The 23138-nt window shown below is 64.4% G+C and carries 17 protein-coding genes and 4 pseudogenes; 11 read left to right on the top strand and 10 right to left on the bottom strand.

From position 1 onward, the window contains the following. Positions 1-7: 7 nt before the first annotated feature. The gene (locus C7W88_RS06625) at positions 8-535 is read left to right on the top strand and encodes a hypothetical protein (RefSeq protein ID WP_118072958.1); all 528 of its coding nucleotides are present in this window, start codon (positions 8-10) and stop codon (positions 533-535) included. Here the strand turns inward: C7W88_RS06625 and nadB are convergent. Together nadB and C7W88_RS06615 are read right to left on the bottom strand one after the other, a co-directional pair. Beyond that, a pseudogene (gene nadB, locus C7W88_RS06620) lies at positions 532-2123 on the bottom strand (L-aspartate oxidase). The gene C7W88_RS06625 and the pseudogene nadB overlap by 4 nt on opposite strands. A 404-nt stretch (positions 2124-2527) precedes the next feature. Further along, positions 2528-3487 (bottom strand): ABC transporter ATP-binding protein, encoded by a 960-nt coding sequence (locus tag C7W88_RS06615; protein WP_118072957.1) that lies wholly within the window; start codon positions 3485-3487, stop codon positions 2528-2530. Positions 3488-3557: 70 nt separating this feature from the next. On the opposite strand from C7W88_RS06615, the gene C7W88_RS06610 reads away from it, so the two are divergent. The 5 genes from C7W88_RS06610 to ispG all read left to right on the top strand — a co-directional run bounded on the left by C7W88_RS06610 (position 3558) and on the right by ispG (position 7495). Next, positions 3558-3758, top strand: coding sequence for a zinc-finger domain-containing protein (locus tag C7W88_RS06610; protein ID WP_118072956.1), 201 nt, complete (start codon positions 3558-3560; stop codon positions 3756-3758). Positions 3759-3807: 49 nt separating this feature from the next. Next, on the top strand, positions 3808-5247 hold the full coding sequence (gene tldD / locus C7W88_RS06605) for a metalloprotease TldD (protein WP_118072955.1): 1440 nt from the start codon (positions 3808-3810) through the stop codon (positions 5245-5247). A gap of 95 nt (positions 5248-5342) precedes the next feature. Continuing rightward, positions 5343-5765: a hypothetical protein gene (locus C7W88_RS06600; RefSeq protein ID WP_118072954.1), complete on the top strand. Its 423-nt coding sequence runs from the start codon at positions 5343-5345 to the stop codon at positions 5763-5765. A gap of 40 nt (positions 5766-5805) precedes the next feature. Beyond that, positions 5806-6318 carry a GNAT family N-acetyltransferase gene (locus tag C7W88_RS06595; RefSeq protein ID WP_118072953.1) on the top strand — a complete coding sequence of 171 codons (513 nt, stop codon included), beginning with the start codon at positions 5806-5808 and terminating at the stop codon, positions 6316-6318. Positions 6319-6358: 40 nt separating this feature from the next. Further along, positions 6359-7495, top strand: a complete 1137-nt coding sequence (ispG, locus tag C7W88_RS06590; protein WP_118072952.1) for a flavodoxin-dependent (E)-4-hydroxy-3-methylbut-2-enyl-diphosphate synthase — start codon at positions 6359-6361, stop codon at positions 7493-7495. Positions 7496-7499: 4 nt separating this feature from the next. On the opposite strand, the gene C7W88_RS06585 is transcribed toward ispG, so the two are convergent. Continuing rightward, positions 7500-8027, bottom strand: a complete 528-nt coding sequence (locus C7W88_RS06585) for a hypothetical protein (protein WP_205525267.1) — start codon at positions 8025-8027, stop codon at positions 7500-7502. A gap of 57 nt (positions 8028-8084) precedes the next feature. On the opposite strand from C7W88_RS06585, the gene C7W88_RS06580 reads away from it, so the two are divergent. Together C7W88_RS06580 and C7W88_RS06575 are read left to right on the top strand one after the other, a co-directional pair. Next, complete coding sequence (locus C7W88_RS06580; RefSeq protein WP_118072951.1) at positions 8085-8612, top strand: GNAT family N-acetyltransferase; 528 nt, start codon at positions 8085-8087, stop codon at positions 8610-8612. Positions 8613-8663: 51 nt separating this feature from the next. Beyond that, on the top strand, positions 8664-9287 hold the full coding sequence (locus C7W88_RS06575; protein WP_118072950.1) for a murein L,D-transpeptidase catalytic domain-containing protein: 624 nt from the start codon (positions 8664-8666) through the stop codon (positions 9285-9287). A gap of 192 nt (positions 9288-9479) precedes the next feature. Here the strand turns inward: C7W88_RS06575 and C7W88_RS06565 are convergent, their stop codons facing one another. After that, complete coding sequence (locus tag C7W88_RS06565) at positions 9480-10697, bottom strand: L,D-transpeptidase family protein (RefSeq protein WP_370073205.1); 1218 nt, start codon at positions 10695-10697, stop codon at positions 9480-9482. Between the two features lie 108 nt (positions 10698-10805). Here C7W88_RS06565 and C7W88_RS22585 point away from each other — a divergent pair, with 108 nt between their 5' ends. The 3 genes and pseudogenes from C7W88_RS22585 to acnA all read left to right on the top strand — a co-directional run bounded on the left by C7W88_RS22585 (position 10806) and on the right by acnA (position 14826). Beyond that, positions 10806-10955: a hypothetical protein gene (locus C7W88_RS22585; protein ID WP_162895828.1), complete on the top strand. Its 150-nt coding sequence runs from the start codon at positions 10806-10808 to the stop codon at positions 10953-10955. 71 nt (positions 10956-11026) lie between these two features. Then, positions 11027-11914 (top strand): DMT family transporter, encoded by an 888-nt coding sequence (locus C7W88_RS06560; protein ID WP_118072948.1) that lies wholly within the window; start codon positions 11027-11029, stop codon positions 11912-11914. Between the two features lie 240 nt (positions 11915-12154). Continuing rightward, positions 12155-14826, top strand: a pseudogene (gene acnA / locus C7W88_RS06555) (aconitate hydratase AcnA). A 207-nt stretch (positions 14827-15033) separates the two neighbouring features. Here the strand turns inward: acnA and C7W88_RS06550 are convergent. From C7W88_RS06550 to C7W88_RS06525, 6 genes and pseudogenes are all read right to left on the bottom strand, one after another. Continuing rightward, positions 15034-15782: pseudogene (locus C7W88_RS06550) on the bottom strand (ThiF family adenylyltransferase); the annotation flags it as partial. 219 nt (positions 15783-16001) lie between these two features. After that, positions 16002-17420, bottom strand: coding sequence for a chromosomal replication initiator protein DnaA (gene dnaA / locus C7W88_RS06545; protein WP_370073232.1), 1419 nt, complete (start codon positions 17418-17420; stop codon positions 16002-16004). Between the two features lie 548 nt (positions 17421-17968). Beyond that, a complete protein-coding gene (gene rpsT / locus C7W88_RS06540) occupies positions 17969-18229 on the bottom strand; it encodes a 30S ribosomal protein S20 (protein WP_039333732.1) in 261 nt (86 codons plus the stop codon). Between the two features lie 113 nt (positions 18230-18342). Then, positions 18343-19736 (bottom strand): annotated as a pseudogene (locus tag C7W88_RS06535) (cytochrome P450). A gap of 64 nt (positions 19737-19800) precedes the next feature. Further along, the gene (gene hemH, locus C7W88_RS06530; RefSeq protein WP_118072947.1) at positions 19801-20817 is read right to left on the bottom strand and encodes a ferrochelatase; all 1017 of its coding nucleotides are present in this window, start codon (positions 20815-20817) and stop codon (positions 19801-19803) included. A gap of 19 nt (positions 20818-20836) precedes the next feature. After that, positions 20837-23137 (bottom strand): xanthine dehydrogenase family protein molybdopterin-binding subunit, encoded by a 2301-nt coding sequence (locus tag C7W88_RS06525; RefSeq protein ID WP_118072946.1) that lies wholly within the window; start codon positions 23135-23137, stop codon positions 20837-20839. Between the last annotated feature and the right edge of the window lies 1 nt (position 23138).

Below are 23138 nucleotides of genomic sequence, written 5' to 3'. Positions count from 1 at the left end.
GGTCTTCATGGCGAACTTGGGCGCAAGTGGCATAACCATTGCCGAGATGAGAGAGTTTGCCAGCTTCACCGCTGCTGAACAGCGCTATATCCGCCGCAGCCTCGACGTCGCGCGCGGTCGTCAGGAAACCGTTCGCCGCTGGGGTCGCACCGCCAACGAGGCCGCTTCGATCCAGGAGCAGGCGGATCTCTATCGCGAGTTGCCGCTGCTGCACCAGATGCTCCCTCATGTCGACGGGATCGATGCGCTCGAGCCTTTCATGGGCCCGCTGGTGCGGTTGACGGCCTTCGACCTGGCGCAAGACAGGATCACCGGCTTCTCGGCCTATCGCTTCCTCTATGAGCGACTGCTTGGCGCCGCTGCCCGTCCCTGGCTGCCGGGGGCGTTCTGCGGAGCGGCAGCCTTGCCGGTCATTCGACCGGACCGCCGTCGCGCTCTGCTGCAATCGATCAGCGAAGCCGCCGCAACGGCGCACGGCTGGTCGCTGCGCGAACCGGTATTCTACCCGGAATTCGTCGAAGCCGAAGCCGCCTAGGGCACCAGCACGGTATCGCGCGCAACGGCGTCTGTTTGGGGATAATCCAGGGTGTAGTGCAGGCCCCGGCTTTCATGCCTTGCCCGGGCCGAGCGGACGATAAGTTCCGCGCTTTGCAACAGGTTGCGCAACTCGATCAGGTCAGTCGTCACGCGGAAGTGGCCGTAGTAGTCGTTGACCTCACCACTCAGCATCTGGATGCGATGGGCCGCGCGTTCGAGCCGCTTGTTGGTCCGCACGATGCCGACATAGTTCCACATGAACCGGCGGATCTCGGTCCAGTTCTGCTTGATCACCACTTCCTCGTCAGAGTCGGTGACCCGGCTTTCATCCCATGCGCGCACTTCGGGCGGCGCGGCAAAGCTGTCCCTCTGGCGCAGGATATCGCGCGCAGCGGCATCGCCGAACACAAAGCATTCGAGCAGCGAGTTCGACGCGAGGCGATTTGCGCCGTGCAGGCCGCTTTCCGTACACTCGCCCGCAGCGTAGAGGCCGGGGAGATCCGTCCGTCCTGTAAGGTCGATGAGAATACCGCCGCAAGTGTAGTGCTGCGCCGGCACGACCGGGATGGGACTGGTGGTCATGTCGATGCCCAAGCCCATCAACTTGTCGTAGATATTGGGAAAGTGTTCGCGCACGAAATCGGCCGGCATGTGGCTGATATCGAGGTGGACATAATCGAGGCCGAATTTCTTGATCTCGGCATCGATCGCGCGGGCCACGACATCGCGGGGCGCAAGCTCGAGCCGTTCGGCGTCATAGAACTCCATGAAGCGCTTGCCGGTACGCGGGTTGATCAGGCGCCCGCCCTCGCCACGCACCGCCTCGGTTATGAGGAAGTTCTTGACCTCGAGGTTGTAGAGGCAAGTGGGATGAAACTGCATCATTTCCATGTTGGAAACGCGTGCCCCGCGCGCCACGCCATGGCGATGCCATCGCCGGTGGCTCCGCGTGGAGCCGTGCTGAACTGGTAGACGCGGCCCGCTCCGCCAGTGGCCAGGATCGTGGCGCTGGCCGTGTGCGCCTCGACCTTGCCGCTGGCTTCATCAAGCGCATAGACGCCCCAAACCCTGCCGGAGCCTGAATAACGGGCGGCTTCGTGCCGCCCGGTTATCAGGTCGATGCAGGTCCGCCCCGGCAGCAGCGTGATGTTTGCATGCGCCCGCGCGGCATCGAGCAAGGCCTTCTGCACGGCGGCGCCAGTGGCGTCATCCACATGGACGATGCGGCGATGGGAATGTCCTCCCTCGCGGGTCAGGTGCAAGGCGCCTTGTGCCGCGTTGAAAGGCACACCGAGTTCCACAAGGCGCCGGATAGCGGCAGGCGCATTCTCCACGACGAACTCGACCGTCTCGCGACGGTTGAGACCGGCCCCTGCGATCATCGTGTCGCGAATGTGATCCTCGAAGGTATCGCCTTCATCGAGAACCGCTGCGATGCCGCCCTGCGCCCAGTTCGTTGACCCGCCGTCCAGTGGACCTTTCGCCAGCACCAGCACGCGGCAAGTCTCGGCGAGGACCAGGGCGGCCGTCAATCCTGCCGCACCTGAACCGACCACCAGCACATCGTGAATGGTCTGGCCTGGCACACCGTCGTTTGCTGCTGCGTTGCCGCTCAAGCGGATAACTCCCAATCTTGCCTTTGGCCTTGCCGTAACGGTTCATGTCACCATGCGAAAGTGCGCCTAGCGCTGGATCCGGCCAAGTGTAACCAGCTTTTAATACCATTAACCACCTTGGCCACTTGCTTCGCAGGTGCAGCATGATAGGTATTTATGCGTAAAACCCTCATACAGATTGACCGCTCATGCTTGAGACCAGGCTCCTTTGCATGCTCAATCGCCATCGCCCCAAACGCTCTGCCGTGGAATGGAACGGCCGGACGTTCGTCGGCACTTGCCGGAACTGCAATGCACCGATCCGCCGACTGGAGCGCGGTGGTTGGCGCGCCGTCAAGAATGGCGCAGCGACCTAGCCCCGGCGCGTCAGCGCATCAGGCAGTTTCTTTTGGCATGCTGGTCAAGCTGACGAACACGTCCTCCAGATCCGCTTCCCGCGTCGAAACGTCGACGATCGCATACCCCTGCCCCTGCACAAGGGACATGACTTCGCCTGCGGTCGTGCGATCCTTGTCGTAACTGATCTCGACCTGACGCTCGCCAGACAGGTGGCTCTTGAGGAACGCGGGATGTTGCGGCGCAGCATCGAGATCACGATCCAGCGTAAGCAGGACAATCTTTTCCCGCGCCATGTCAACAAGCTCGCGCGTCGGCTTGTTGGCAATCAGCTTGCCGTGATTGATGATCGCAATGCGATCGCAAAGCTCTTCGGCTTCCTCGAGATAATGGGTTGTCAGCACAACTGTCACGCCATCGCGATTGAGTTCGCCGACCAGTTCCCATAGCTGCCGCCGGAGTTCGACGTCGACGCCTGCTGTAGGCTCATCAAGCACCAGCACCGGCGGCGCGTGCACCATTGCCTTGGCGATCAGCAGGCGACGCTTCATGCCGCCTGACAGCGAGCGGGCATAGGCATCGGCCTTGTCGGCGAGATGCACCGCGCGCAGCAGCTCCATCGTGCGCCGCATCGTCTTCGGCACGCCATAGAGGCCGGCCTGGTTATCGAGCACTTCGGCCGGCGTGAAGAACGGGTCAAACACGATTTCCTGCGGCACGATCCCGATCGAAGCCTTGGCATTGCGCACATCGTGATCGATGTCATGTCCCCAGATCTCGACGCTGCCCGAGGTCTTCATGACCAGCCCGGCCAGCGTGTTGATCAGTGTCGACTTGCCCGCACCGTTTGGCCCGAGGAGACCGAAAATCTGCCCTTGCGGCACATCGAAGCTGACGCCATCGAGTGCCAGCTTGCCCGGCGCCTTGCCCGTCGGCGCATAGCGCTTGACCAGATCGCGAATTCGGATTGCGGGAGGATTTTCGTTGGTGCTTGCCATGGCCGCTGCCTGCACCAGTGCCAGCGAAAACGCAATTGTCTGAAGCCCGCCGATTTGCTAGCCGCAGCGCATGATTCAGGCACCCGAAACCGTCTACACCGATCATCATCGCGTAAAGTGCGACGGCGCGTCCGACATCCGTGGCGGCGCTGCCCTTGGCCATCCGCGCGTCTGGCTCGAAATTGACGAGAAGGGCTATGTCGAATGCGGATATTGCGACAGGCGCTTCGTGCTCAAGGACGGCCCAGCGGACAACGCTGCGGCCGCTTAAGCCTCTTCGCTCTATGGCCTTTGTGCCTTGAGCGCCTATATCGGTCAACATGACCGATCTCGACACCCGCTCGCTGCTCTATCGCTCTGGCCACCTTTCGCCCGAGGAGGCGCAAAACCTCACCGCCAATGCGCTGAAATCCTGCGATGATGGCGAACTCTATCTCCAGTTCATCGCCAGCGAGAGCTTTGGTTTCGATGATGGCCGCCTGAAGACAGCGGACTATTCGCGCGATGCCGGCTTCGGTTTGCGCGGCGTCTCCGGCGAGATGACCGGCTTCGCCCACGCCAACGAGATTTCCGCCGCCGCTATCGCCCGCGCAGGCGAAACGCTGAAACTGCTCGATCCGGCCAAGGGCCAGGCTGCCCCGCCACCGCGCAACAACAACCGTCACCTCTACACCGAAGCCTCACCGCTCGATGCCGTGCCGTTCGAGGCCAAGGTCAAGCTGCTCGAAACCATCGATGCCGCCGCGCGCGCGCGCGATCCCCGCGTCGCGCAGGTTTCAGCGTCACTTTCCGGTTCGTGGTCGGTAGTCGAAATCGTCCGTGCCGACGGCTTTGTCGCCCACGACGTGCGGCCACTCGTCCGCCTCAACGTCTCGATCGTGGCCGAGCAGAACGGGCGACGCGAGACCGGATCCTTCGGCATAGGTGGACGCCGCCTCTACGACGACCTGTTCTCGCCCAATACGTGGAACCGTGCGATCGACGAGGCGCTGAACCAGGCGCTGGTCAATCTCGAATCGGTGGCCGCGCCTGCCGGCGAAATGACCGTACTGCTCGGCCCAGGCTGGCCGGGCGTGCTGCTGCACGAAGCGGTCGGCCATGGTCTCGAAGGCGATTTCAACCGCAAGGGCACGAGCGCTTTCTCCGGTCGGGTGGGTGAGCGCGTGGCGGCGCCCGGCGTCACCGTGATCGACGACGGCACGCTGCTTGGCGTGGGTGGCCAGGGCCGTCGCGGTTCGCTTTCGATCGATGACGAGGGCACGCCGACGCAGGAGAACATCCTGATCGAGGACGGCATCCTCAAGGGCTATATCCAGGACCGCCTCAATGCCCGTCTGATGGGCGTGGCCCCCACCGGCAACGGCCGGCGCGAAAGCTTCGCCCATGCGCCGATGCCGCGCATGACCAACACCTTCATGCGCGGCGGCAACGATGATCCCGCCGAACTGCTCTCCCGCGTGAAGAACGGCATCTTCGCCAAGTCCTTCGGTGGCGGGCAGGTCGATATCACCAGCGGCAAGTTCGTGTTCTCCTGCACCGAGGCCTACCGCATCGAGAACGGCAAGCTCGGCGCGCCGATCAAGGGCGCTACGCTGATCGGCGATGGGCCGACCTGCCTCACCAAGGTGACTGGCATCGGCAACGATCTTGCGCTCGATGAAGGCGTCGGCGTCTGCGGCAAGGGTGGGCAGAGCGTTCCGGCAGGCGTTGGGCAGCCGACCTTGCTGGTCGAAGGCCTCACCGTGGGCGGCACGGCCTGATCGAAGGATTGCTGGCGCTGCGGCGTTATGTGGTCAGCGCGGGTTAAGCCGTTTCGCGCTAACGGTCAGGGACCGAATCGAAAGGGAAGTGCCAGATGATCAAGACCGCCAGCAAATTCGCTGCGGCACTGGCCGCCGGATCGCTGCTTCTTGCCGGAGCCGCTGCCGACGCCAAGCCGCGTCTCACCCCGGAACAGGAACTCGCCAAGACGCTTGAAGGGCGCGTGGCGGGCAAGCCGCAGGACTGCCTGTATCTGCCGCGCGTCGTCAATACGCGCATTTATGACAAGACAGCCATCGTCTACGACACTGGCAGCACCATCTGGGTGAACCGTCCCGATTCTGGCGCAAGCTCGCTGTCCGACAACGACATCATGGTCACGACACCGTTCGGAGCGCAGCTGTGCAGTGTCGATATCGTGCGCATGGTCGATCGCAATGTCGGCTTCTGGCGCGGATCGGTCGGTCTCGGCAAGTTCGTGCCCTACACCAAGGTGAAGGCCGAAAAGGCCAGCTGACCGCTTTGAATTGGCAGGGCTGAAGCGCTAAAGGCGGAGCATGACGCTCCGCCTCGCCACCTCTGCCGATGCTCCCGCCCTTGCCGACCTTGGCCGCCGCGCCTTCATCGCCAAGTTCGGCGACCTTTACAGCACCGAGAACCTTTCCCGCTTCCTTGAGGAATCACACTCCGAGGCGACCGTCTTGTCGCAGCTGGCGAATCCCGAGATGAAGATCGCGGTGATCGAGGAAGAGGGCGTGCTGGCCAGCTTCTGCAAGATCGTGCGGAAAAGTTCGCTCCCCCAAAAGACTCAGGCGAGCTTCCCGATGGAGCTCAAGCAGCTCTACACCGACCCTGACCTGATCGGGCGCGGCCATGGCGCGCGACTGATGGACTGGGCACTGGCCGAAGCGCGGGCGTGGGCCGCAGACGAGATGCAGCTTTCGGTCTATGCCCACAACCCCGATGCACAGCGTTTCTACCGGCGCTATGGACTCGACAAGGTGGCAGACATCGAATTCTGGGTGGGTGAGCACTGCGATCCCGAATTCATGTTTGCAGGCCCACTTTAGACGCCTTCCGAACCGGCGCCTTAGTCCCTATAGAGGGCCCATGTCCTCGATCCGTCCATGGCGCGATATCGCGCGTCGCAAGAGCCGCCAGATCATGGTCGGCAGCGTCCCCGTTGGCGGTGATGCCCCGATCACCGTTCAGACGATGACCAATACGCTGACGTCCGACGCTGTGGCGACGATCAACCAGATCCGCCGCTGCGAGGATGCGGGTGCCGATATCATCCGCGTTTCCTGCCCCGACGTCGAGAGCACCGCGGCGCTGCGCCAGATCACCAAGGCGGCGCGCATCCCGGTCGTTGCCGACATCCACTTCCATTACAAGCGCGCGCTGGAAGCCGCCGATGCCGGCGCGGCTTGCCTGCGCATCAACCCGGGCAACATCGGCTCGTCCGAGCGCGTGGCCGAAGTGGTCCGCGCGGCCAAGGCCAATGGCTGCGCGATCCGCATCGGCGTCAACGCCGGAAGCCTCGAGAAGGACCTGCTCGAGAAGTATGGCGAGCCTTGTCCCGAGGCCCTCGTCGAAAGCGCGCTCGATCATATCAAGCTGCTGCAGGACCACGACTTCCACGAATACAAGGTGGCGGTAAAGGCCTCCGACGTGTTCCTCGCGGTCGCCGCCTACATGGGCCTTGCCGAAGCGGTCGATTGCCCACTGCACCTTGGCATCACCGAGGCCGGCGGTCTGATCGGCGGCACCGTCAAGTCCTCGATCGGCATCGGCAACCTGCTCTGGGCCGGCATCGGCGATACCTTGCGCGTCTCGCTCTCGGCCGAACCGGAAGAGGAAGTCCGCGTCGGCTTCGAGATCCTCAAGAGCCTCGGCCTGCGCACGCGCGGTGTCCGCGTGGTCTCCTGCCCTTCGTGCGCGCGTCAGGGCTTTGACGTGATCCGCACGGTAGAGGCGCTCGAAAGCCGTCTTTCCCACATCAAGACGCCGATCTCGCTGTCGGTGCTGGGCTGCGTCGTCAACGGCCCCGGCGAAGCGCGCGAGACCGACATCGGCCTGACCGGCGGCGGCAACGGCAAGCACATGGTCTACCTCTCGGGCGTGACCGACCACACCGTCCAGTCCGAACAGATGCTCGACCACATCGTCGCGCTGGTGGAGAAGAAGGCTGCTGAAATCGAAACGGCGACGACCGACGCTGGCAACGTCACCGAAGCGGCGGAGTAACCTGTCAGCGCCCTGCCGTGGGCTTGTAGATATCGATGTAGTCGGTGAGCCCGTCGCACCATTCAAAGGTGCGCAGGCGCCAGTAGGGGCGATTCTGCGTCACGGCAAAGCGCCAGTCTTCGCGGGTCGCCTCGCACTTTCGGCCAGCATCCGGTGTGTCAGTGATGCGGATCGTGCCTGAAAAGACAAAGTAATCCGCGCCGATCTCGGTCACCTGGCCATCAAGCCAGAGGCGGCCGGGACCACTGGATGCAGCCTGACTGGCGGTCAACCGGATCACCCCATTTTCGTCCCGCGCATTGGCCGTGCCGCGCGTATTCCAGTCGATCCACTGCAAGGTCACGCCGGCATTGCGCCGCAACTGATCCGCCACCGTTCGGTCGAGTATCCGGGTAACTGGTTCGGAAGATGACGGAGCAGAAGTCTCCGGCGTAGGCGGCGAACTCTCCGGCCTCGCGCCATCAGTCGAACAGCCAGCAAGTGCCAGAAGCACGGGGGCAGAGGCAAGCGTGGTGCGGATCATGGCGTTCATGTCTTTCGTAATCCGGCGAGGCTGGCAAGGTTCCTTGCGAAGCGCTAGGCGAAGGCCATGACCATCTCCATCCGCCCCGCCACCCCTGCCGACACACCCCTGCTCGCCGCACTCATCCGCGCTCTCGCCGAATACGAAAAGCTGGCGCACGAGGTCCGTTTCGACGAGGCGGTACTGGCAGCCAAGCTCTTCGGACCGCGCCCCTATGCTGAAGTCGTCATCGGCGAACTCGACGGCAAGCCGCAGGGGTTTGCCCTGTTCTTTCACAATTTTTCGACTTTCGAGGGCAAGCCGGGGATCTACCTCGAAGACCTGTTCGTGCAGCCCGAGGCCCGCGGCTCCGGCCTCGGCAAGGCGCTGCTGTCGCACCTCGCCGCGCTGGCGGTGGAGCGGGACTGCGCGCGCTTGGAATGGTCAGTGCTCGATTGGAACGAGCCTGCGATCGGTTTCTACAAGTCGCTCGGCGCGAAGTTCATGGACGAATGGACGGTCATGCGCGTCGACGGCAAGGCCCTGAGCCAGCTGGGAAGCCAGTTTGCGGCGCAGCTTGGCGCAGGTGCTGGAAATCCGGTCGCAAATGCATAGAATGCCCGCCGTTCACGCTTGATAAGGCGAAAGCGTGGTACGGGACCGGACATGACAGACAAAGTCGACAGGCGAACGGTACTGGCAGGCGCTGCGGCAAGCGCCGTCGCTGCCGTGTTCCCGCCGCGCGTGGCGGCAGCAACGTACTTCCCTAACCAGCAGCACCGCGAAGTCCTGCGCATTGCCGCCGAGCAAGTGGAAAAGCACCGCGCGTCGCTGTGGCGCACCGACATCGTCGGCATTGCCGACTTCGCGATGCCCTCGTCCTTGCCCCGCTTCCACTTCGCCAATCTCGAACGCGGCGAGGTCAGGTCTTTCCTCGTCGCGCACGGCCGCGGTTCGGACCCTGAACACGATGGCTTCCTGAAGACCTTTTCCAACGAGGTCGGCAGCCTCGCCACCTCGCGCGGCGCTTACGTCACTTGGGAATGGTACAAGGGCAAGTACGGAACCTCGATCCGCCTGGGCGGGCTGGAACCGGACAACTCCAACGTGCTTGACCGCGCGATCGTGTTGCATTCCGCGTGGTACGCCAATCCCTCAATGCTGGACAAATGGGGTAAGCTCGGTCGCTCTGACGGCTGCTTTGCCATGAGCGAATCGGACTTCAACGAAGCCCTGTGGCACCTTTCCGGCGGACGCCTGCTCTACGCCGACAGGTTGGGCCTCGGCTGAACACCAGTTTGAGGGCGAGGGACGCGCCGTCCCTTCGTTCTGCTCGTCAAGTGCCAGCCAAAACACCTTTCGCACTTGTACGGATGCAGAACGAGCCCGCTCGCCGCCGCCGCCGCCGCATCGGCGTCCTGCTTGGTGCAGAACCGCTGCTTGCGCCGACAGATGCTGAGCCTCGTCCTCACAACAAGAGCATCAAAGAGGATTGTCCAGCTTGATGACTTCCTCGTTGCTCTTGCGCTGCGTGGTGTGCTGCTGGCGCGGCTGGGCGAAGCTCGCCAGCACCGGCGCATCGCGGTTATAGATGTCCGGGAATGAGCGCAGCATCCCGGTCACGTCGCGCGCCACCGTGAAATAGGTGAGATAGACCGGGAAGGTCTTGGTCATCGGCACCTTGGTGTAGACCTTCGAGGTATGCGCGGCGACGGCATCGTCAGGCGTCATGCTTGCGCCAAGGATTGCCATCGTCATCGCCAGCTCCGTCGCCCGCTCCACGCGCACGCAACCATGGCTCAGCGCACGAGCGGTGAGATTGAAGAGGTTGCGGTTGGGCGTGTCGTGCAGGAAGATGGCATGCTCGTTCGGCATGTCGAGCTTCATGCGCCCAAGCGAATTGTTGTCGCCCGGCTGCTGGACGACATAGATCGTGCCATCAGCCGCCTTGGTGACCTTGTAGCCTTCGCGCTCGGCTTGCTTCGGGTTGCCGACCAGACGTGCGCCCAGCCCTTCGCCGACGACAATCGACTGCGGCACGGTCCACGTCGGGTTGAAGATCACGCCCTCGACCGTCTCGGCCAGCTGCGGGGTCGCGGTCTTGCCGGGCTTGCCGACGATGACCTTGTAGGTGCTGATGATCTTGTTCTTGACGGTCAGCCGCAGCATCTGCTCGGGCACGTTGGTCAAGAGGTACTGCGAGCCGAGATCGCGGGCGAGCCAGCGCCAGCGGTCCATGTTGGCTCGAATCAGCGCGGCCTGCTTCTGGGTCTGCGCCTTGGGCAATGCGGCCTTGAGCGCAGCGTAATCCGGCACCGTCGGCAGCAGCGCCATGAGCGCGCCCTTCACGTCATGCTTCTCGAGAGCTTCGGCGAGGATCAGCGAAGTCGGGTTGGTATCCTGATCGGGGTCCACCGCGAACCACTGCACCCGCGCTGTCATCGGCGTGCGCCCGTCGCGCAAATCCTCTGCCAGCCAGGTGAACAGCTTGGTCGCGGTCTCATCCAGTTCCTGGCCCTCGCCCTTGACGATAGCGGCTGACAGGACTTCCGGCTGATAATCCTTCGGGAACAGGCCTTCGGCACCGATGCCCTTGATGGCTGCCAGCAGCGCCTGCGCATCGGACTGCGTCCAGTGCGGCGCGGCAACCGGTGCAGACGGAGCCACGGGCGCGACCGGAGCCGCCACGGTTGGTGCCACCACCGGGGCTTGGCTTGCTTGGTAAGGTCGATCGGCCCGGAAGTCGGGGCTGTCTGCGCAACGAGCGGCTGGGCCGCGAACGTCAGCGCCACCAGAGCCACGCCAAACTTGCCCGAGGTACCGATTCCGAATTTCGCAAGCTTCACGTTCCGCACTTCCCTGTTCAATTACGTCGTCCCGGGCGGCCGCACCATTGCCAGTGTCCTGCCCCAAGCCCACCAGACTATCAAGCACGGCGCTATCGAAGATTGCGCCTGACTGGAGCCTGAATCGCGCCGGTTGGCCAGAACATCGTTTCAAACCGCAACCAGTTTGCCTATGGCCTGCCGATGAACGATCATCGCCCGCTCTTGCTCCCGGTTCTTGCCTCGATGCTTGGGCTCGCGTTGTTCTCGGTGATGGACGGCGTGATGAAGGCCGCGTCGCTGGCGATCGGTGCCTACGCTGCGATGTGCTGGCGCGGCCTTGCCGGATCAGCACTGATGTTCCCTTTGTGGCTTTGGCGCGGGCAGGGATGGCCCGCCTGGCCGGCCCTCAAGGTGCACCTCCTGCGCGGTTCGGTCGCCTCGGTGATGGCGACGCTGTTCTTCTATGGGATCGTCAGGCTTCCGCTTGCCGAGGGCATTGCCCTGTCCTTCATTGCGCCACTGATCGCGCTCTATCTCGCAGCGATAATGCTCGGAGAAACGGTCAGACCGGCAGCAATCGGCGGCTCGGTGCTGGCGCTTGCAGGCGTTGTCGTCATTGCTGGCGGCAAGTTCGATGGTCCCGCCGATGCCGAAGCGGTCAAGGGCCTCGTCGCCACGCTGGTCTCGGCAGTGCTCTACGCTTGGAACCTTGTCCTGCAGCGTCAGCAGGCGCTCCTCGCCAAGCCCGAGGAGGTGGCCTTCTTCCAGGCCCTCGTCCAGTTCGGATTTCTCGGCATTGGCGCGTGGTGGTTTGCGCCATTCCCGACCGGCGCGGTCTGGTGGCTGCTTGTTGTGTCGGCGATCCTGTCTGCTGCCTCGATCATGCTGTTGAGCTGGGCTTATGGCCGCGCGGAAGCGCAGGTGCTGGTGCCGTTGGAATATACCGCGTTCATCTGGGCAGCGATCGTCGGATGGATCGCCTTCGCCGAGCCGGTGACGGTACCCATGCTGGCCGGAGTTACGCTGATCGTCGCAGGTTGCCTTTATGCCACCAGAAAGGCCTCGCCGGACGTGATCGCTCAGAAGTGAACCCATCGCAATGCGGATCGTTTTTGCAATTGCAAATCAATAAGCGTTCTACCACGACGAATCGCGCTGCACCTGCACAAATTGCGCCCCTCCCGCCCTTGACGCGCCCGCGCTTTGCGCGCATCGCCCTCTCGCTTTCAGGCCGTAACTTGCCGCGCCGCCACGGGCCTTTGGTCCAAGAGCGATTCCCCGCGTGGCACCGTACAGCAACGGCCGCGACAGGAGGGAAGACGCAAAGCCATGACCCAGGTCGGACAGGATACGCTCGGCACCCGCAGCACGATGAACGTGGGCGGCAAGGACTACGCCTATTACTCGCTCAAGAAGGCTTCCGAGAAGTTCGGCGACATCTCGCGCCTGCCCTTCTCGATGAAGGTCCTTCTCGAAAACCTCCTGCGCTTCGAGGACGGCGGCTTCACCGTCTCGTCTGACGACGTCAAGGCGATCGTCGACTGGCAGAAGAGCCCCACCGAATCCAACAACGAGATCCAGTACCGCCCCGCGCGCGTGCTGCTGCAGGACTTCACCGGCGTGCCCTGCGTGGTCGACCTCGCCGCGATGCGCGACGCCATCGCCACGCTCGGCGGCGACACCAGCAAGATCAACCCGCTGGTCCCGGTGAACCTCGTGATCGATCACTCGGTCATGGTTGACGAGTTTGGCCACCCCAAGGCCTTCGAAGAGAACATGGAGATCGAATACCAGCGCAACATGGAGCGCTACGATTTCCTCAAGTGGGGTTCGAAGAGCCTCAACAACTTCTACGCCGTGCCCCCGGCACCGGCATCTGCCACCAGGTCAACCTCGAGAACATCGCCCAGGCCGTGTGGACCTCGACCGACCAGAACGGCGTCACGGTTGCCTACCCCGACACGTGCGTCGGCACCGACAGCCACACCACTATGGTCAACGGCCTTGGTGTGCTGGGCTGGGGCGTTGGCGGCATCGAAGCCGAAGCGGCAATGCTCGGCCAGCCGGTCTCGATGCTCATCCCCGAAGTCGTCGGCTTCAAGTTCACGGGCGAGCTCAAGGAAGGCGTCACCGCCACCGACCTCGTGCTGACCTGCACCAACATGCTGCGCAAGCATGGCGTGGTCGGCCGCTTCGTCGAATACTACGGCCCCGGTCTTGCCGCGCTCAGCCTCGCTGACCGTGCAACGCTCGCCAACATGGCTCCGGAATATGGCGCCACCTGCGGCTTCTTCGGCATCGACGAGAAGACCCTCGACTACATGCGCCTGACCGGCCGTGAAGAAGCACAGATCGCGCTCGTCGAGGCCTATGCCAAGGAGCAGGGTTTCTGGATCGACCCGGCGGTCGAGCCGATCTTCTCCTCGACGCTGGAGCTTGACCTCGGCACCGTCGTGCCCTCGCTCGCCGGCCCGAAGCGCCCGCAGGACCGCGTCTCGCTTCCCGAAGTCGATGACGTGTTCAATGCGGACATGGCGAACACCTACAAGAAGACCCCGGCCCGCGTGCCCGTCGAAGGCAAGGACTTCGACATCGGCGACGGTGACGTGACCATTGCCGCGATCACCTCGTGCACCAACACCTCGAACCCGGGCGTGCTGGTGGCCGCTGGCCTCGTCGCCAAGAAGGCCAACGAACTCGGCCTCAAGCCCAAGCCCTGGGTCAAGACCTCGCTCGCCCCGGGTTCGCAGGTCGTCACCGACTACCTCAACAAGGCTGGCCTGCAGGAGCACCTCGATGCGGTTGGCTTCAACCTCGTCGGCTATGGCTGCACCACCTGCATCGGCAACTCGGGTCCGCTCGCCGAACCGATCAGCAAGGCGATCAACGACAACGGCCTCGTCGCCGCCGCCGTGATCTCGGGCAACCGCAACTTCGAAGGCCGCGTCTCGCCTGACGTGCGCGCCAACTTCCTCGCCTCGCCGCCGCTGGTCGTCGCCTATGCGCTCAAGGGCACCGTGGTCGAAGACTTCACCACCACCCCGATCGGCAAGGGCAAGAACGGCCAGGACGTCTACCTCAAGGACATCTGGCCCTCGAACAGCGAAGTCGCCACCACCATGGCCGGCTGCATGGACCGGGCCATGTTCCAGGCCCGCTATGCCGACGTCTACAAGGGCGACGCGCACTGGCAGGCGATCAACGTGACGGGATCGGAAACCTATTCGTGGCGCGCCGGGTCGACCTATGTCGCCAACCCGCCGTACTTCGAAGGCATGTCGATGACGCCGGCTCCGGTCAGCGACATCATCGAAGCCAAGCCGCTGCTGATCCTCGGCGATTCGATCACCACCGACCACATCTCGCCGGCCGGTTCGATCAAGGCTGACAGCCCCGCCGGCCAGTGGCTGATGGAGCACCAGGTCTCGAAGGCGGACTTCAACTCCTACGGCGCGCGCCGTGGCCACCACGAAGTGATGATGCGCGGCACCTTCGCCAACATCCGCATCAAGAACGAGATGGTCCCCGGCGTCGAAGGCGGCTTCTCGCGCTACGGCGACGAGGTCGGCTCGGTCTACGACGTGGCCATGAAGCACAAGGCCGATGGCGTGCCGACCGTGGTCATCGCCGGCAAGGAATACGGCACTGGCTCCAGCCGCGACTGGGCGGCCAAGGGCACCAACCTCCTCGGCGTTCGCGCCGTGATCGTCGAAAGCTTCGAGCGTATCCACCGCTCGAACCTCGTCGGCATGGGCGTGCTGCCGCTGCAGTTCAAGGAAGGCCAGAACCGCACCTCGCTGGCGCTGTCTGGCGACGACACCTTCACGATCAAGGGTGTTGCAAACCTGCAGCCGCGTCAGGACGTAGAAGTGGAAGTCACGCGCAAGGACGGCACCAAGCTGACCTTCACCGCGCTGTGCCGCATCGATACCGCCAACGAAGTCGAATACTTCATGAACGGTGGCATCCTGCACTACGTGCTGCGCAAGCTCGCTTCGTAAGAGGCAGCTTCAGGCCAGACAGAAAGGGCGCGAGGACTTCGGTCCCCGCGCCCTTTTCTTTTGCGAGGTCACTGCGGACCAATGCCCACCCCGACCCCTCCCGCCTGCGGGAGGGGAGTAGCAGTACGGTTTACGCTCGCTGGTCCCCTCCCGCAGGCGGGAGGGGTTAGGGGTGGGCCCCAGCGCTACCTGAGAGGCGAGAACTACACCCCGGCACTCCGGGTCCCGCGCAATGCGCATCGTGCGCAGGGACGGCTTGAGACCGTCCAGAACGTGCAACTGGCCCCACTGCGGATCCCCCAGCGTCGAAACGCCTTCCAGCAGCACCCGCATCGCTGCCATCGCCCCGAAGGCCCCACCATCCCGACCATCGCCCCGAGCACACCAAGGTCCGCGCAAGTGTCGCAATCCTCGGCGTCGAAAGCATCGCCCACGAAGCAACGATAGCAGGCATGCCCATCCCGGTGCCCGGCAAAGTTCGCCACCTGCCCCTGGAACCGCCCCAGCGCCGCACTGGTCAGAGGCACGCCCGCCTTGACACAGGCATCCGAGACGGCAAGCCGCGTGGCGAAGTTGTCGCAGCCATCGAGCACGACATCCGCCCCGGCGATCAGGCTCGCAGCGTTGTCGCGGTTGATGCGCAGGACGTGCGCCGAAACTTCCAGCGCAGGATCGAAAGCCTGCACCCACGCTGCGGCAGCCTCGGCCTTGGCCTTGCCGATGTCGGCCTGGGCATAGACAGTCTGCCGCTGCAGGTTGCTCGCCTCGACGACATCGTCATCGACGAGCGTCAGCCGACCTATTCCGGCCCCGGCGAGGTACTGCAAGGCAGGCGAGCCGATGCCGCCCATGCCGATCAGCACGACGTGGCTCTGCGCCAGTTTGGCCTGCCCCATCGCGCCGACTTCGGGCAGGACAATATGGCGGGCGAAACGGTCTAGGCGGTCTGGCGTCATGCGACGCAGTTAGGGGCTGCGGGGCGGAAGAGAAAGAGAGTTCACGCAGAGACGCAGAGAAGAAGTGGAGGCGCAGAGTGGTTAGGCGGGGCCGACAGGCCCCTTTTGTCCATCGAATATCACGTCAGAGGCCGGGGGAGAGATTCTCGCGCGGCTTTGCCGCAAAGACAAAGTCTCTCCGCGTCTCGATTTCTTCTCCGCGCCTCTGCTTGAACCGGGTCAGTCCTCCAGCTGCCGCAGCAGCGTGCGCACGTCGCCGTCCATGTCGGCATCGCGAGTGCGCAGTTCCTCGATCAGGCGCACGGCGTGGATCACGGTCGAGTGATCGCGCCCGCCGAACTTGCGGCCGATCTCGGGGTAGGAGCGCGGCGTCAGCACCTTGGCAAGATACATCGCCACCTGGCGCGGACGCACCACGGCGCGAGCGCGGCGCTTCGACGCCATTTCGGTGCGGTCGACGCGGTAGAACTGGCAGACGGTGCGCTGGATCTCGTCGATGGTGATGCGACGGCGGTTGGCCGACAGAATGTCGGTCAGTTGCTCTTCGGCCAGCTGCAGCGACACCGGCTGCCCGGTCAGCTGCGCATAGGCGATCAGCTTGTTGAGGCCGCCGACAAGCTCGCGCACGTTGCGGTTGATCGTGCGGGCAAGGAACTCGATCACATCGGCCGGCACTTGCGTGTTGCCGAAGCGGCCGAGGCGATGCTCGAGAATCTTGCGGCGCAGCTCGATGTCTGCCGGCTGGATGTCGGCAACAAGGCCCATCGACAGGCGCGAGAGCAGGCGCTGCTCGACGCCGTCCAGCGCCTGCGGAGCGCGGTCTGCGGCGACGACAAGGCGCTTGCCCGCGCTCATCAGCGCGTCGATCGTGTGGAGGAATTCCTCCTGCGTGCTGGCCTTGCCGATGATGAACTGGATGTCGTCCACCAGCAGCATGTCAAAGCCGCGCAGGCGGGCCTTGAACTCGATCATCTCGTTCGAGCGCATGGCGTAGACGAATTCGATCATGAACCGCTCTGCCGAGCAGTAGAAGATGCGCGCGCCGGGCTTGTTGGCGGCAAAGGCGTGGCCGATCGCGTGGAGCAGGTGCGTCTTGCCCTGCCCGGTCGAGCCCTTGAGGTAGAGCGGCGAGAACTGCGGGGTTTCCAATGCAGCCATGCGCTGCGCGGCGTTGACTGCCAGCACATTGGCCGAACCCGAAACGAACTCGGCGAAAGTCAGTGAAGGGTCGAGGCCGGACAGCGCCGAATCGAGCATCGCCGGTGCGGCATGAACCGGAGCGCGCGGGGCGATTGGCGCTTCGCCACCGACGCGCAGCTCGGGCATCGACCGGCGGCGCGGGTGGACGGTGATGCGCACCTGGCGCACTTCCGACCGCGCGATCTTCCAGGCAAGGCTGAGGCGATCGGCGAACCGATCGGCCACCCAGTTCGCCGAGAATTCGGTCGGCAGGAACAGATCGAGCGTGCCGGTTTCCTTGCAGAATGAGCCGAGCTGGATCGGCTTGATCCACTGGGCATGGAGTTGCGGCCCAAGGTCCTTCTTCAGACCCTGGCTGATGTCGGCCCAGTCTGCTGCCAGATCCAGCGCTTCCTGGTCCTCGATCATTGTGCTGTCACGTCCCTTCTTGCCCGTCATGCTACGCTCGCCTTCGCCCTTGGCAGTGGTCGCCATGGCGCTGACCGCGCTTCCCCCTGCGAAATCGTCTACTTTCACGCTTCGCTGCCTCGACTGAATTGGCCCGCGCGCATCCCCGGCACGCAGGCACAAAATGCCCCTGCTCTGCCGCACAAGGCGCAGCAGACCCTGTTCGATAAAATTTCAAGTGACACCAAGTGGCAGTGATTCCCGCCCCCGGTCCGCATTGTCTATTGGGGTTCGCCCCTTCGCGCAAGCGGGCACAGAGCAAAAAAACTGAAATAAATGCCCTTGACTCGCCCTAACCCGCAGAGATGCATCAAATGCCTGAAAACTAAGGCTTTTTACTTATGCAGTCGCACGTGGTCATGCGAATCGCGTAGATTCCGTGACTTGTTGCGACTGCACAATGTAACAATGCGGAAGACTGCAGATCAGTAGGCAACACAAATGAAAATGGCCGGCGAAATCATCGCCGACCATGTTCTTTATTTGTGCCGTTCTGGAAGAATATCCGCCGCTTCGAGCAGCGAATCATCCTACCAAAGTCAGAGCGCGGCGACGCGCTTCGACAGGCGCGACATCTTGCGCGCAACGGTGTTCTTGTGGAGCACGCCCCGGGCAACGCCACGAGCCAGCTCGGGCTGGGCTTCCTTCAGCGCCGCCGCAGCAGCCGTCTTGTCGCCGCCGGCCAGTGCGGTCTCGACCTTCTTCACGAAGGTGCGGATGCGCGAAAGGCGGTTGCCGTTGATTTCGGCGCGACGTTCATTGCGACGGATACGCTTGCGGGCTTGCGGCGTGTTGGCCATGGTCTTCCTGTTTCTCGTGCCTTGGCGGGCGCCAGGAGCGACCGCGTGAATCTCATCCAGTGACGGGAAGTCCCGCCGGAAAGCGCGCCCCTTAACTGTGGACGCCCGAATCGTCAACAGATTCGGCGCAGCTCCACCCTCAGGCCATCACGCGGCTTCGGGATCGGCCAGGCCTGCCATTGCGGCGCGGCACCGGCAGACATCCGCACCTCGAATCGGGTGAGGATGTGATTGGCCAGAAGCTTGACCTGCATATAGGCGAAATGCAGCCCAAGGCACATGTGCGCACCGCCACCGAACGGCACCCAGGCATACTTGTGCCGCGCTGCCACCTTGTCCGCGGTGAAGCGCATCGGATCGAAGATCTCGGGCTGCTCCCAGTGCGCCGGATCGGCATGCACCGCCGCCGGACTGATTCCGATCGGCGTGCCGGCCGGAATGTCATAGCCACCAAATCGGAAGTCCCGCAGCGCGCGGCGCGGCATGTTCGGCACCGGTGGCATGAAGCGCAGCGCTTCCTTGAATGCCATATCCGTAAGCTCCATCCGCCCGAGGTCTTCATAGGCAAGCGGCAGACCGTCCCGCCGGTCAGCGCGCGCGCCTCGGCCCGCAGGCGGTCCTGCCAGCCGGGGTTCTTGGCGAGCTGCCAGAACAGCACCGTTGCCGAAGAAGTAATCGTGTCGTGCGCCGCCATCATCAGGAAGATCATGTGATCGACCACCACGTCCTCGGGCAGCAACGAGCCATCGTCTCGAGTCGCGAGCGCGAACTGGCTGAACATGTCCTGCCCCGGATTGGCCCGCCGCTCACGCACCAGACGCCCGAAGTATTCGACCATCAGCCGCCGTCCGGCCACGCCCTTGCCCATCTTGGTGAACGGCAGCGGCTTGCGCACCACGCCGACCGAGGCCTGCACCATGTCGACGAAGGCCTTGTTCAGCCGGTCCGCCTCCGGCCCCAGCGGCAGGCCCAGGAAGCTTGACGCTGCCGTATCCAGCGTCAGCGCCTTGATCGCGTCGTAAAAGCGCATCGCACCGCCCCACTGCTCCAGCGCAGAGGCAATTCCGGCATTCAGCACCCCGCAATAGGCCCGCATCGGCTCGGGCTTGAACGCGATCGACAGGGCCCGGCGGTCCACCCGGTGCGCCTCGAAGTCCATCAGCATCAGCCCGCGCGGGAACAGCAGGTTCAGCACCGGCCCCCAGCCCTGCTCGTTCGAAAACAGCTTGTCGCGATCGAACAGCACCAGTTCGTTGGCATCTGCACCGATCAGGTTGACCCCGCGTCGGCCGAAGCTGCGCGTGCGGAACACCGGGCCGTAAGTATCGACCATGCGCTTCTGGAAGCCCAGCGGATCGGCCAGCTGCATCAGCGTGGTGCCCAAGACCGGCCAGCCGTCTTCGCCGGGAATATGGTCAAGCTTGTGATCGCCGCCCAGCCGCACCCAGTGCGGATTGGCGCGTTCGGTATGCAGGTTAGCAGCAGCCTCGGGTGCGATGCTGGCCATGGTGTCTCCCGGCGTTCTGGTTTAACCGGTCAATTAACACGCCTGTCAGCAGCGGCCAAGAGCCTTATTCGATCCAGCCCGCCAGTTCGCGCCGAGTCATGGTCTCCAGCAGGTCCATGCCCGTTTGCCCGGCGTTGAGACATTCGAGTGCAGCGAAGTGGGTGCCGCCTGCCGCCTCGAAATCCTCCTTGCCGCGGATCGCCAGCTCCTCGAGAGTCTCCAGGCAGTCCGCCGAAAAGCCCGGCGCTGCGATCACCACGCGTTTCGTGCCCTTCTCGGCCTCGACGGCAAGAACTGCATCGGTTGCAGGCTCGAGCCACTTGGCCCGGCCGAAGCGCGATTGGAACGTCGTCACCAACCGCAGGCCGGGATGGCTCTGGGCAAAGCGTTCGGCCAGCAGGCGCGAGGTCTTCTGGCAGTGGCAGTGGTAGGGATCGCCCAAGTAAAGCGTCCGCTCCGGCATGCCGTGATAGCTCAGCAGCAGCAGTTCAGGCACAAAATCCAGCGTGGCCATCTGCCGCGTCATGTCGGCATGAAGCGCGCCGATATAGGCCGGATCATCGTGATAGGGCGGCAGCGTGCGCAGCGCTGGCAGGCGGCGACGCGCCTTGATCCAGTCCGCAACGGCATCAAGCGCCGAAGCCGTCGTTGCGCCCGAATAGTGCGGATAGAGCGGGGCCACCAGAATGCGCTCGCACCCCGCCGCCATCAGCGCATCGAGTTCCTTGGCCATCGAGGGCGACTGGTAGCGCATCGCATGGCGCACAATCGCCGCGTCGCCCAGCCGCTCCTGCAAGGCGCGGGCCTGCGCCTTGGTGATCGCCGCCAACGGCGATCCATCCTCGCTCCACACCTGCGAATAGGCGTGGGCCGACTTCTTCGGCCGGGTGTTGAGGATGATGCCGCGCAGGATCGGCTGCCAGATCAGCCTGGGGATTTCCACCACGCGCGGATCGGACAGGAACTCCTTGAGGTAGCGCTTGACCGAATCGACATCGGGCGCGTCGGGCGTGCCGAGGTTGACGACAAGCACGCCGACCTTGCCGGTAAGCACATTGGGGTGATCGGCAGGACGTTCCATTGCAATCCTTGGAAGAGGCTCACAGGCCTTCGGAAATCAGCGGCAGGCGGCGGAAGCGCACGCCCGTGGCGGAGAACAGGGCATTGGCGATGGCAGGGGCCACCGCGACCATGCCCAGCTCGCCGGGGTCGAACGGGTCTTCGTTGCTGTCGGCAAAGGCAATATCAACCTTGGGGCAATCGGCAAGCAGGGGTAGCCCCAATTGCGAGAGTCTGCCTGCCGAAGGCCGCCCCTTGGCATAGCCGCTCGCCCCGCCCACCGCGTGGGCCAGGCCGAACATCAGCCCGCCCTCGATCTGCTGGCGGGCAAGGCTCATGTTCACGATGCGTCCGATGTCGACATAGGCGCTCAGGCGATCCACCCGCACCACGCCCGCCTCGCTGCGCGCCGTGGCGACGACCGCGATCAGGCCCTTGGCACCCGCGCCGCCGCCGGTCGGCAGTTCCATCTGATGGCAGGCAATGCCCTGCCCCGAAGCCTCGATCCCGCCACCCCATTGCGCGAGGCGTCCGGCGCCCTGCAGGCAAGCCACCAGCCGTGGCTCACCCTCGAGCATGCCGACACGGAACGACAGCGGCTCCTTGCCCGCCGCATGGGCCAGCTCGTCAACGAAGCTCTCGGTGAAGAACGCGGTGTAACCATGCGCCTGCCCCCGAAAACGCGCCGTCGGCTGCCGCAGCGCGAGCGGCACATGCTCCACGGCCTTTTCCGGAATCCGATAGAGCGGCATCGCCCCTTCGCACGCCATCGGATCGACCCGATCCTGCAGCTCGAGCGCTTGGCTCACCCCCCAGCCATCGAGCAACCTTGCCCCCGATTCGATAGCTGTCGCTGGCACCGCCAGCCGCGCCCGCCAGCCCAGCACTCGCGTCTTGTCCGGACTCAACGCTCCGTCCAGCTGCGCCGAAACCGGCGTGCGCGCAATGCCCGCCAATGCTTCCTGCCAGCGCGAGTACGTCAGTTGCACCGGTTTGCCGATGACCTTGCAGATCGCCGCCACTTCCGCCGCGATGCGCACGTCGAGCCGCGCATCGAAACTGCCGCCAGCGTGCATCGGATAGACGATCACGTCCCGGCGCGAGAGCCCCGCCGCGCGCGCCGCCGCGCGCCGTGCCCGTTCCGGGGCCTGCGTCGCGATCCACAGCTCAAGCAATCCGTGCCGCATCCGCGCCGTGGCGCTGGCGGTCTCCAGCGGCGCGTGGAACGCCGGTTCGACATCGTAGCGCGCGGTCAGTGAAGGCTTGGCCAGCAACGCGTCCGGATCACCTTCTGCAAGGAGCCGCTGCGGCTCTCCCTTGGTCAGCGCCTTGTCGAGCGCAACCAGCACCTTCTCGGCATCGGCCACCGGCCCATCGGCCTTGAAGCGCGGCTCCATGGTCCGCACCGCCTTGTCGGCGCTGAACCAGTCGGTCGCAACCGCTGCCAGCCAGCGCTTGGCGTGGACCACGCTCACCAGACCCCGCACCGTCGCCGCCGCCTGCTTGTCATAGCTCGACAGCACGCTCGCCCCTTGCGGCCCATGCGCGATCGCGGCGTAGACCATGCCGGGCAAGCGAACGTCGCCGGCAAAGGTGAAGCTGCCATCGACCTTGGCGGGCAGATCGAGCCGGGGATGGCTGGGCGGCGATCCTTCCGGAAACTGTCCGGGCTTCTCGCGCGGTGGCTCGGCACGCAGCACCGGCACCGCGGGCGGATCATAGTCCACCGCTGCATCGAGCAGTTCGGCAAACGACAGGCGCTGCTTGCCGTGGGTGACGAAGCTGTCCTTCGTCTCGCACTCCTCCCAGCCCACGCCCCACTTGTCCGCCGCCGCCTGCGCCATCATCGCCCGCAGCGCCGCCCCCGCCTCACGCAAGGGCGTCTCGAAGGCCGCCAGCGCCGTACCATCCGCCGTCACCATGAGCGGGCCGCGTTCGGCATGAAGCCGCGCCAGCATCCCGTCCGCGTCCTCTCCCACCGAGGCAAAGGCCGGCATCCACAGCGGCGCCCACTTGGCTGAAAGAACCGGATCGGCATAGGCCGGGCTGATCGGCGCAGCCTCCACCGCCACCTTGCGCCAGTCCGCGCCAGCCTCGTCAGCGATGATCTGCGCCACCAGCGTGGTGATGCCCTGCCCCATCTCGCAGAACGGGACGGCAACCGTCAGGATGCAGTCCTTCCCATCCTTGACGCGGCCCACCTTGAGGAAAGCATCGATGACATGCTCGCCCTTGCCCGCCGCGAGCGGCACCGGATGGCGCCGCGGGATCAGCGGGAAAGCAATGAGCAGCGCGCCGCCCACCCCCGCTCCCACCAGCATCCCTCGCCGCGTCAGGCGCATC

Source organism: Novosphingobium sp. THN1, assembly GCF_003454795.1.
Taxonomy (GTDB): domain Bacteria; phylum Pseudomonadota; class Alphaproteobacteria; order Sphingomonadales; family Sphingomonadaceae; genus Novosphingobium.
The sequence above is the reverse complement of the archived record's forward strand: the minus strand, read 5'-3'. Positions and strand labels throughout refer to the sequence as shown.

Coding starts and splice junctions, on each gene's coding strand:
- rpsT (WP_039333732.1), bottom strand. CDS start 18,229: ATGGCCAACACGCCGCAAGCCCGCAAGCGTATCCGTCGCAATGAACGT.
- C7W88_RS06575 (WP_118072950.1), top strand. CDS start 8,664: ATGACAGACAAAGTCGACAGGCGAACGGTACTGGCAGGCGCTGCGGCA.
- C7W88_RS06625 (WP_118072958.1), top strand. CDS start 8: ATGGCGAACTTGGGCGCAAGTGGCATAACCATTGCCGAGATGAGAGAG.
- C7W88_RS06525 (WP_118072946.1), bottom strand. CDS start 23,137: ATGCGCCTGACGCGGCGAGGGATGCTGGTGGGAGCGGGGGTGGGCGGC.
- hemH (WP_118072947.1), bottom strand. CDS start 20,817: ATGGAACGTCCTGCCGATCACCCCAATGTGCTTACCGGCAAGGTCGGC.
- dnaA (WP_370073232.1), bottom strand. CDS start 17,420: ATGACGGGCAAGAAGGGACGTGACAGCACAATGATCGAGGACCAGGAA.
- C7W88_RS06615 (WP_118072957.1), bottom strand. CDS start 3,487: ATGGCAAGCACCAACGAAAATCCTCCCGCAATCCGAATTCGCGATCTG.
- tldD (WP_118072955.1), top strand. CDS start 3,808: ATGACCGATCTCGACACCCGCTCGCTGCTCTATCGCTCTGGCCACCTT.
- C7W88_RS06560 (WP_118072948.1), top strand. CDS start 11,027: ATGAACGATCATCGCCCGCTCTTGCTCCCGGTTCTTGCCTCGATGCTT.
- C7W88_RS06600 (WP_118072954.1), top strand. CDS start 5,343: ATGATCAAGACCGCCAGCAAATTCGCTGCGGCACTGGCCGCCGGATCG.
- C7W88_RS06595 (WP_118072953.1), top strand. CDS start 5,806: ATGACGCTCCGCCTCGCCACCTCTGCCGATGCTCCCGCCCTTGCCGAC.
- C7W88_RS06585 (WP_205525267.1), bottom strand. CDS start 8,027: ATGAACGCCATGATCCGCACCACGCTTGCCTCTGCCCCCGTGCTTCTG.
- ispG (WP_118072952.1), top strand. CDS start 6,359: ATGTCCTCGATCCGTCCATGGCGCGATATCGCGCGTCGCAAGAGCCGC.
- C7W88_RS06580 (WP_118072951.1), top strand. CDS start 8,085: ATGACCATCTCCATCCGCCCCGCCACCCCTGCCGACACACCCCTGCTC.
- C7W88_RS06610 (WP_118072956.1), top strand. CDS start 3,558: ATGATTCAGGCACCCGAAACCGTCTACACCGATCATCATCGCGTAAAG.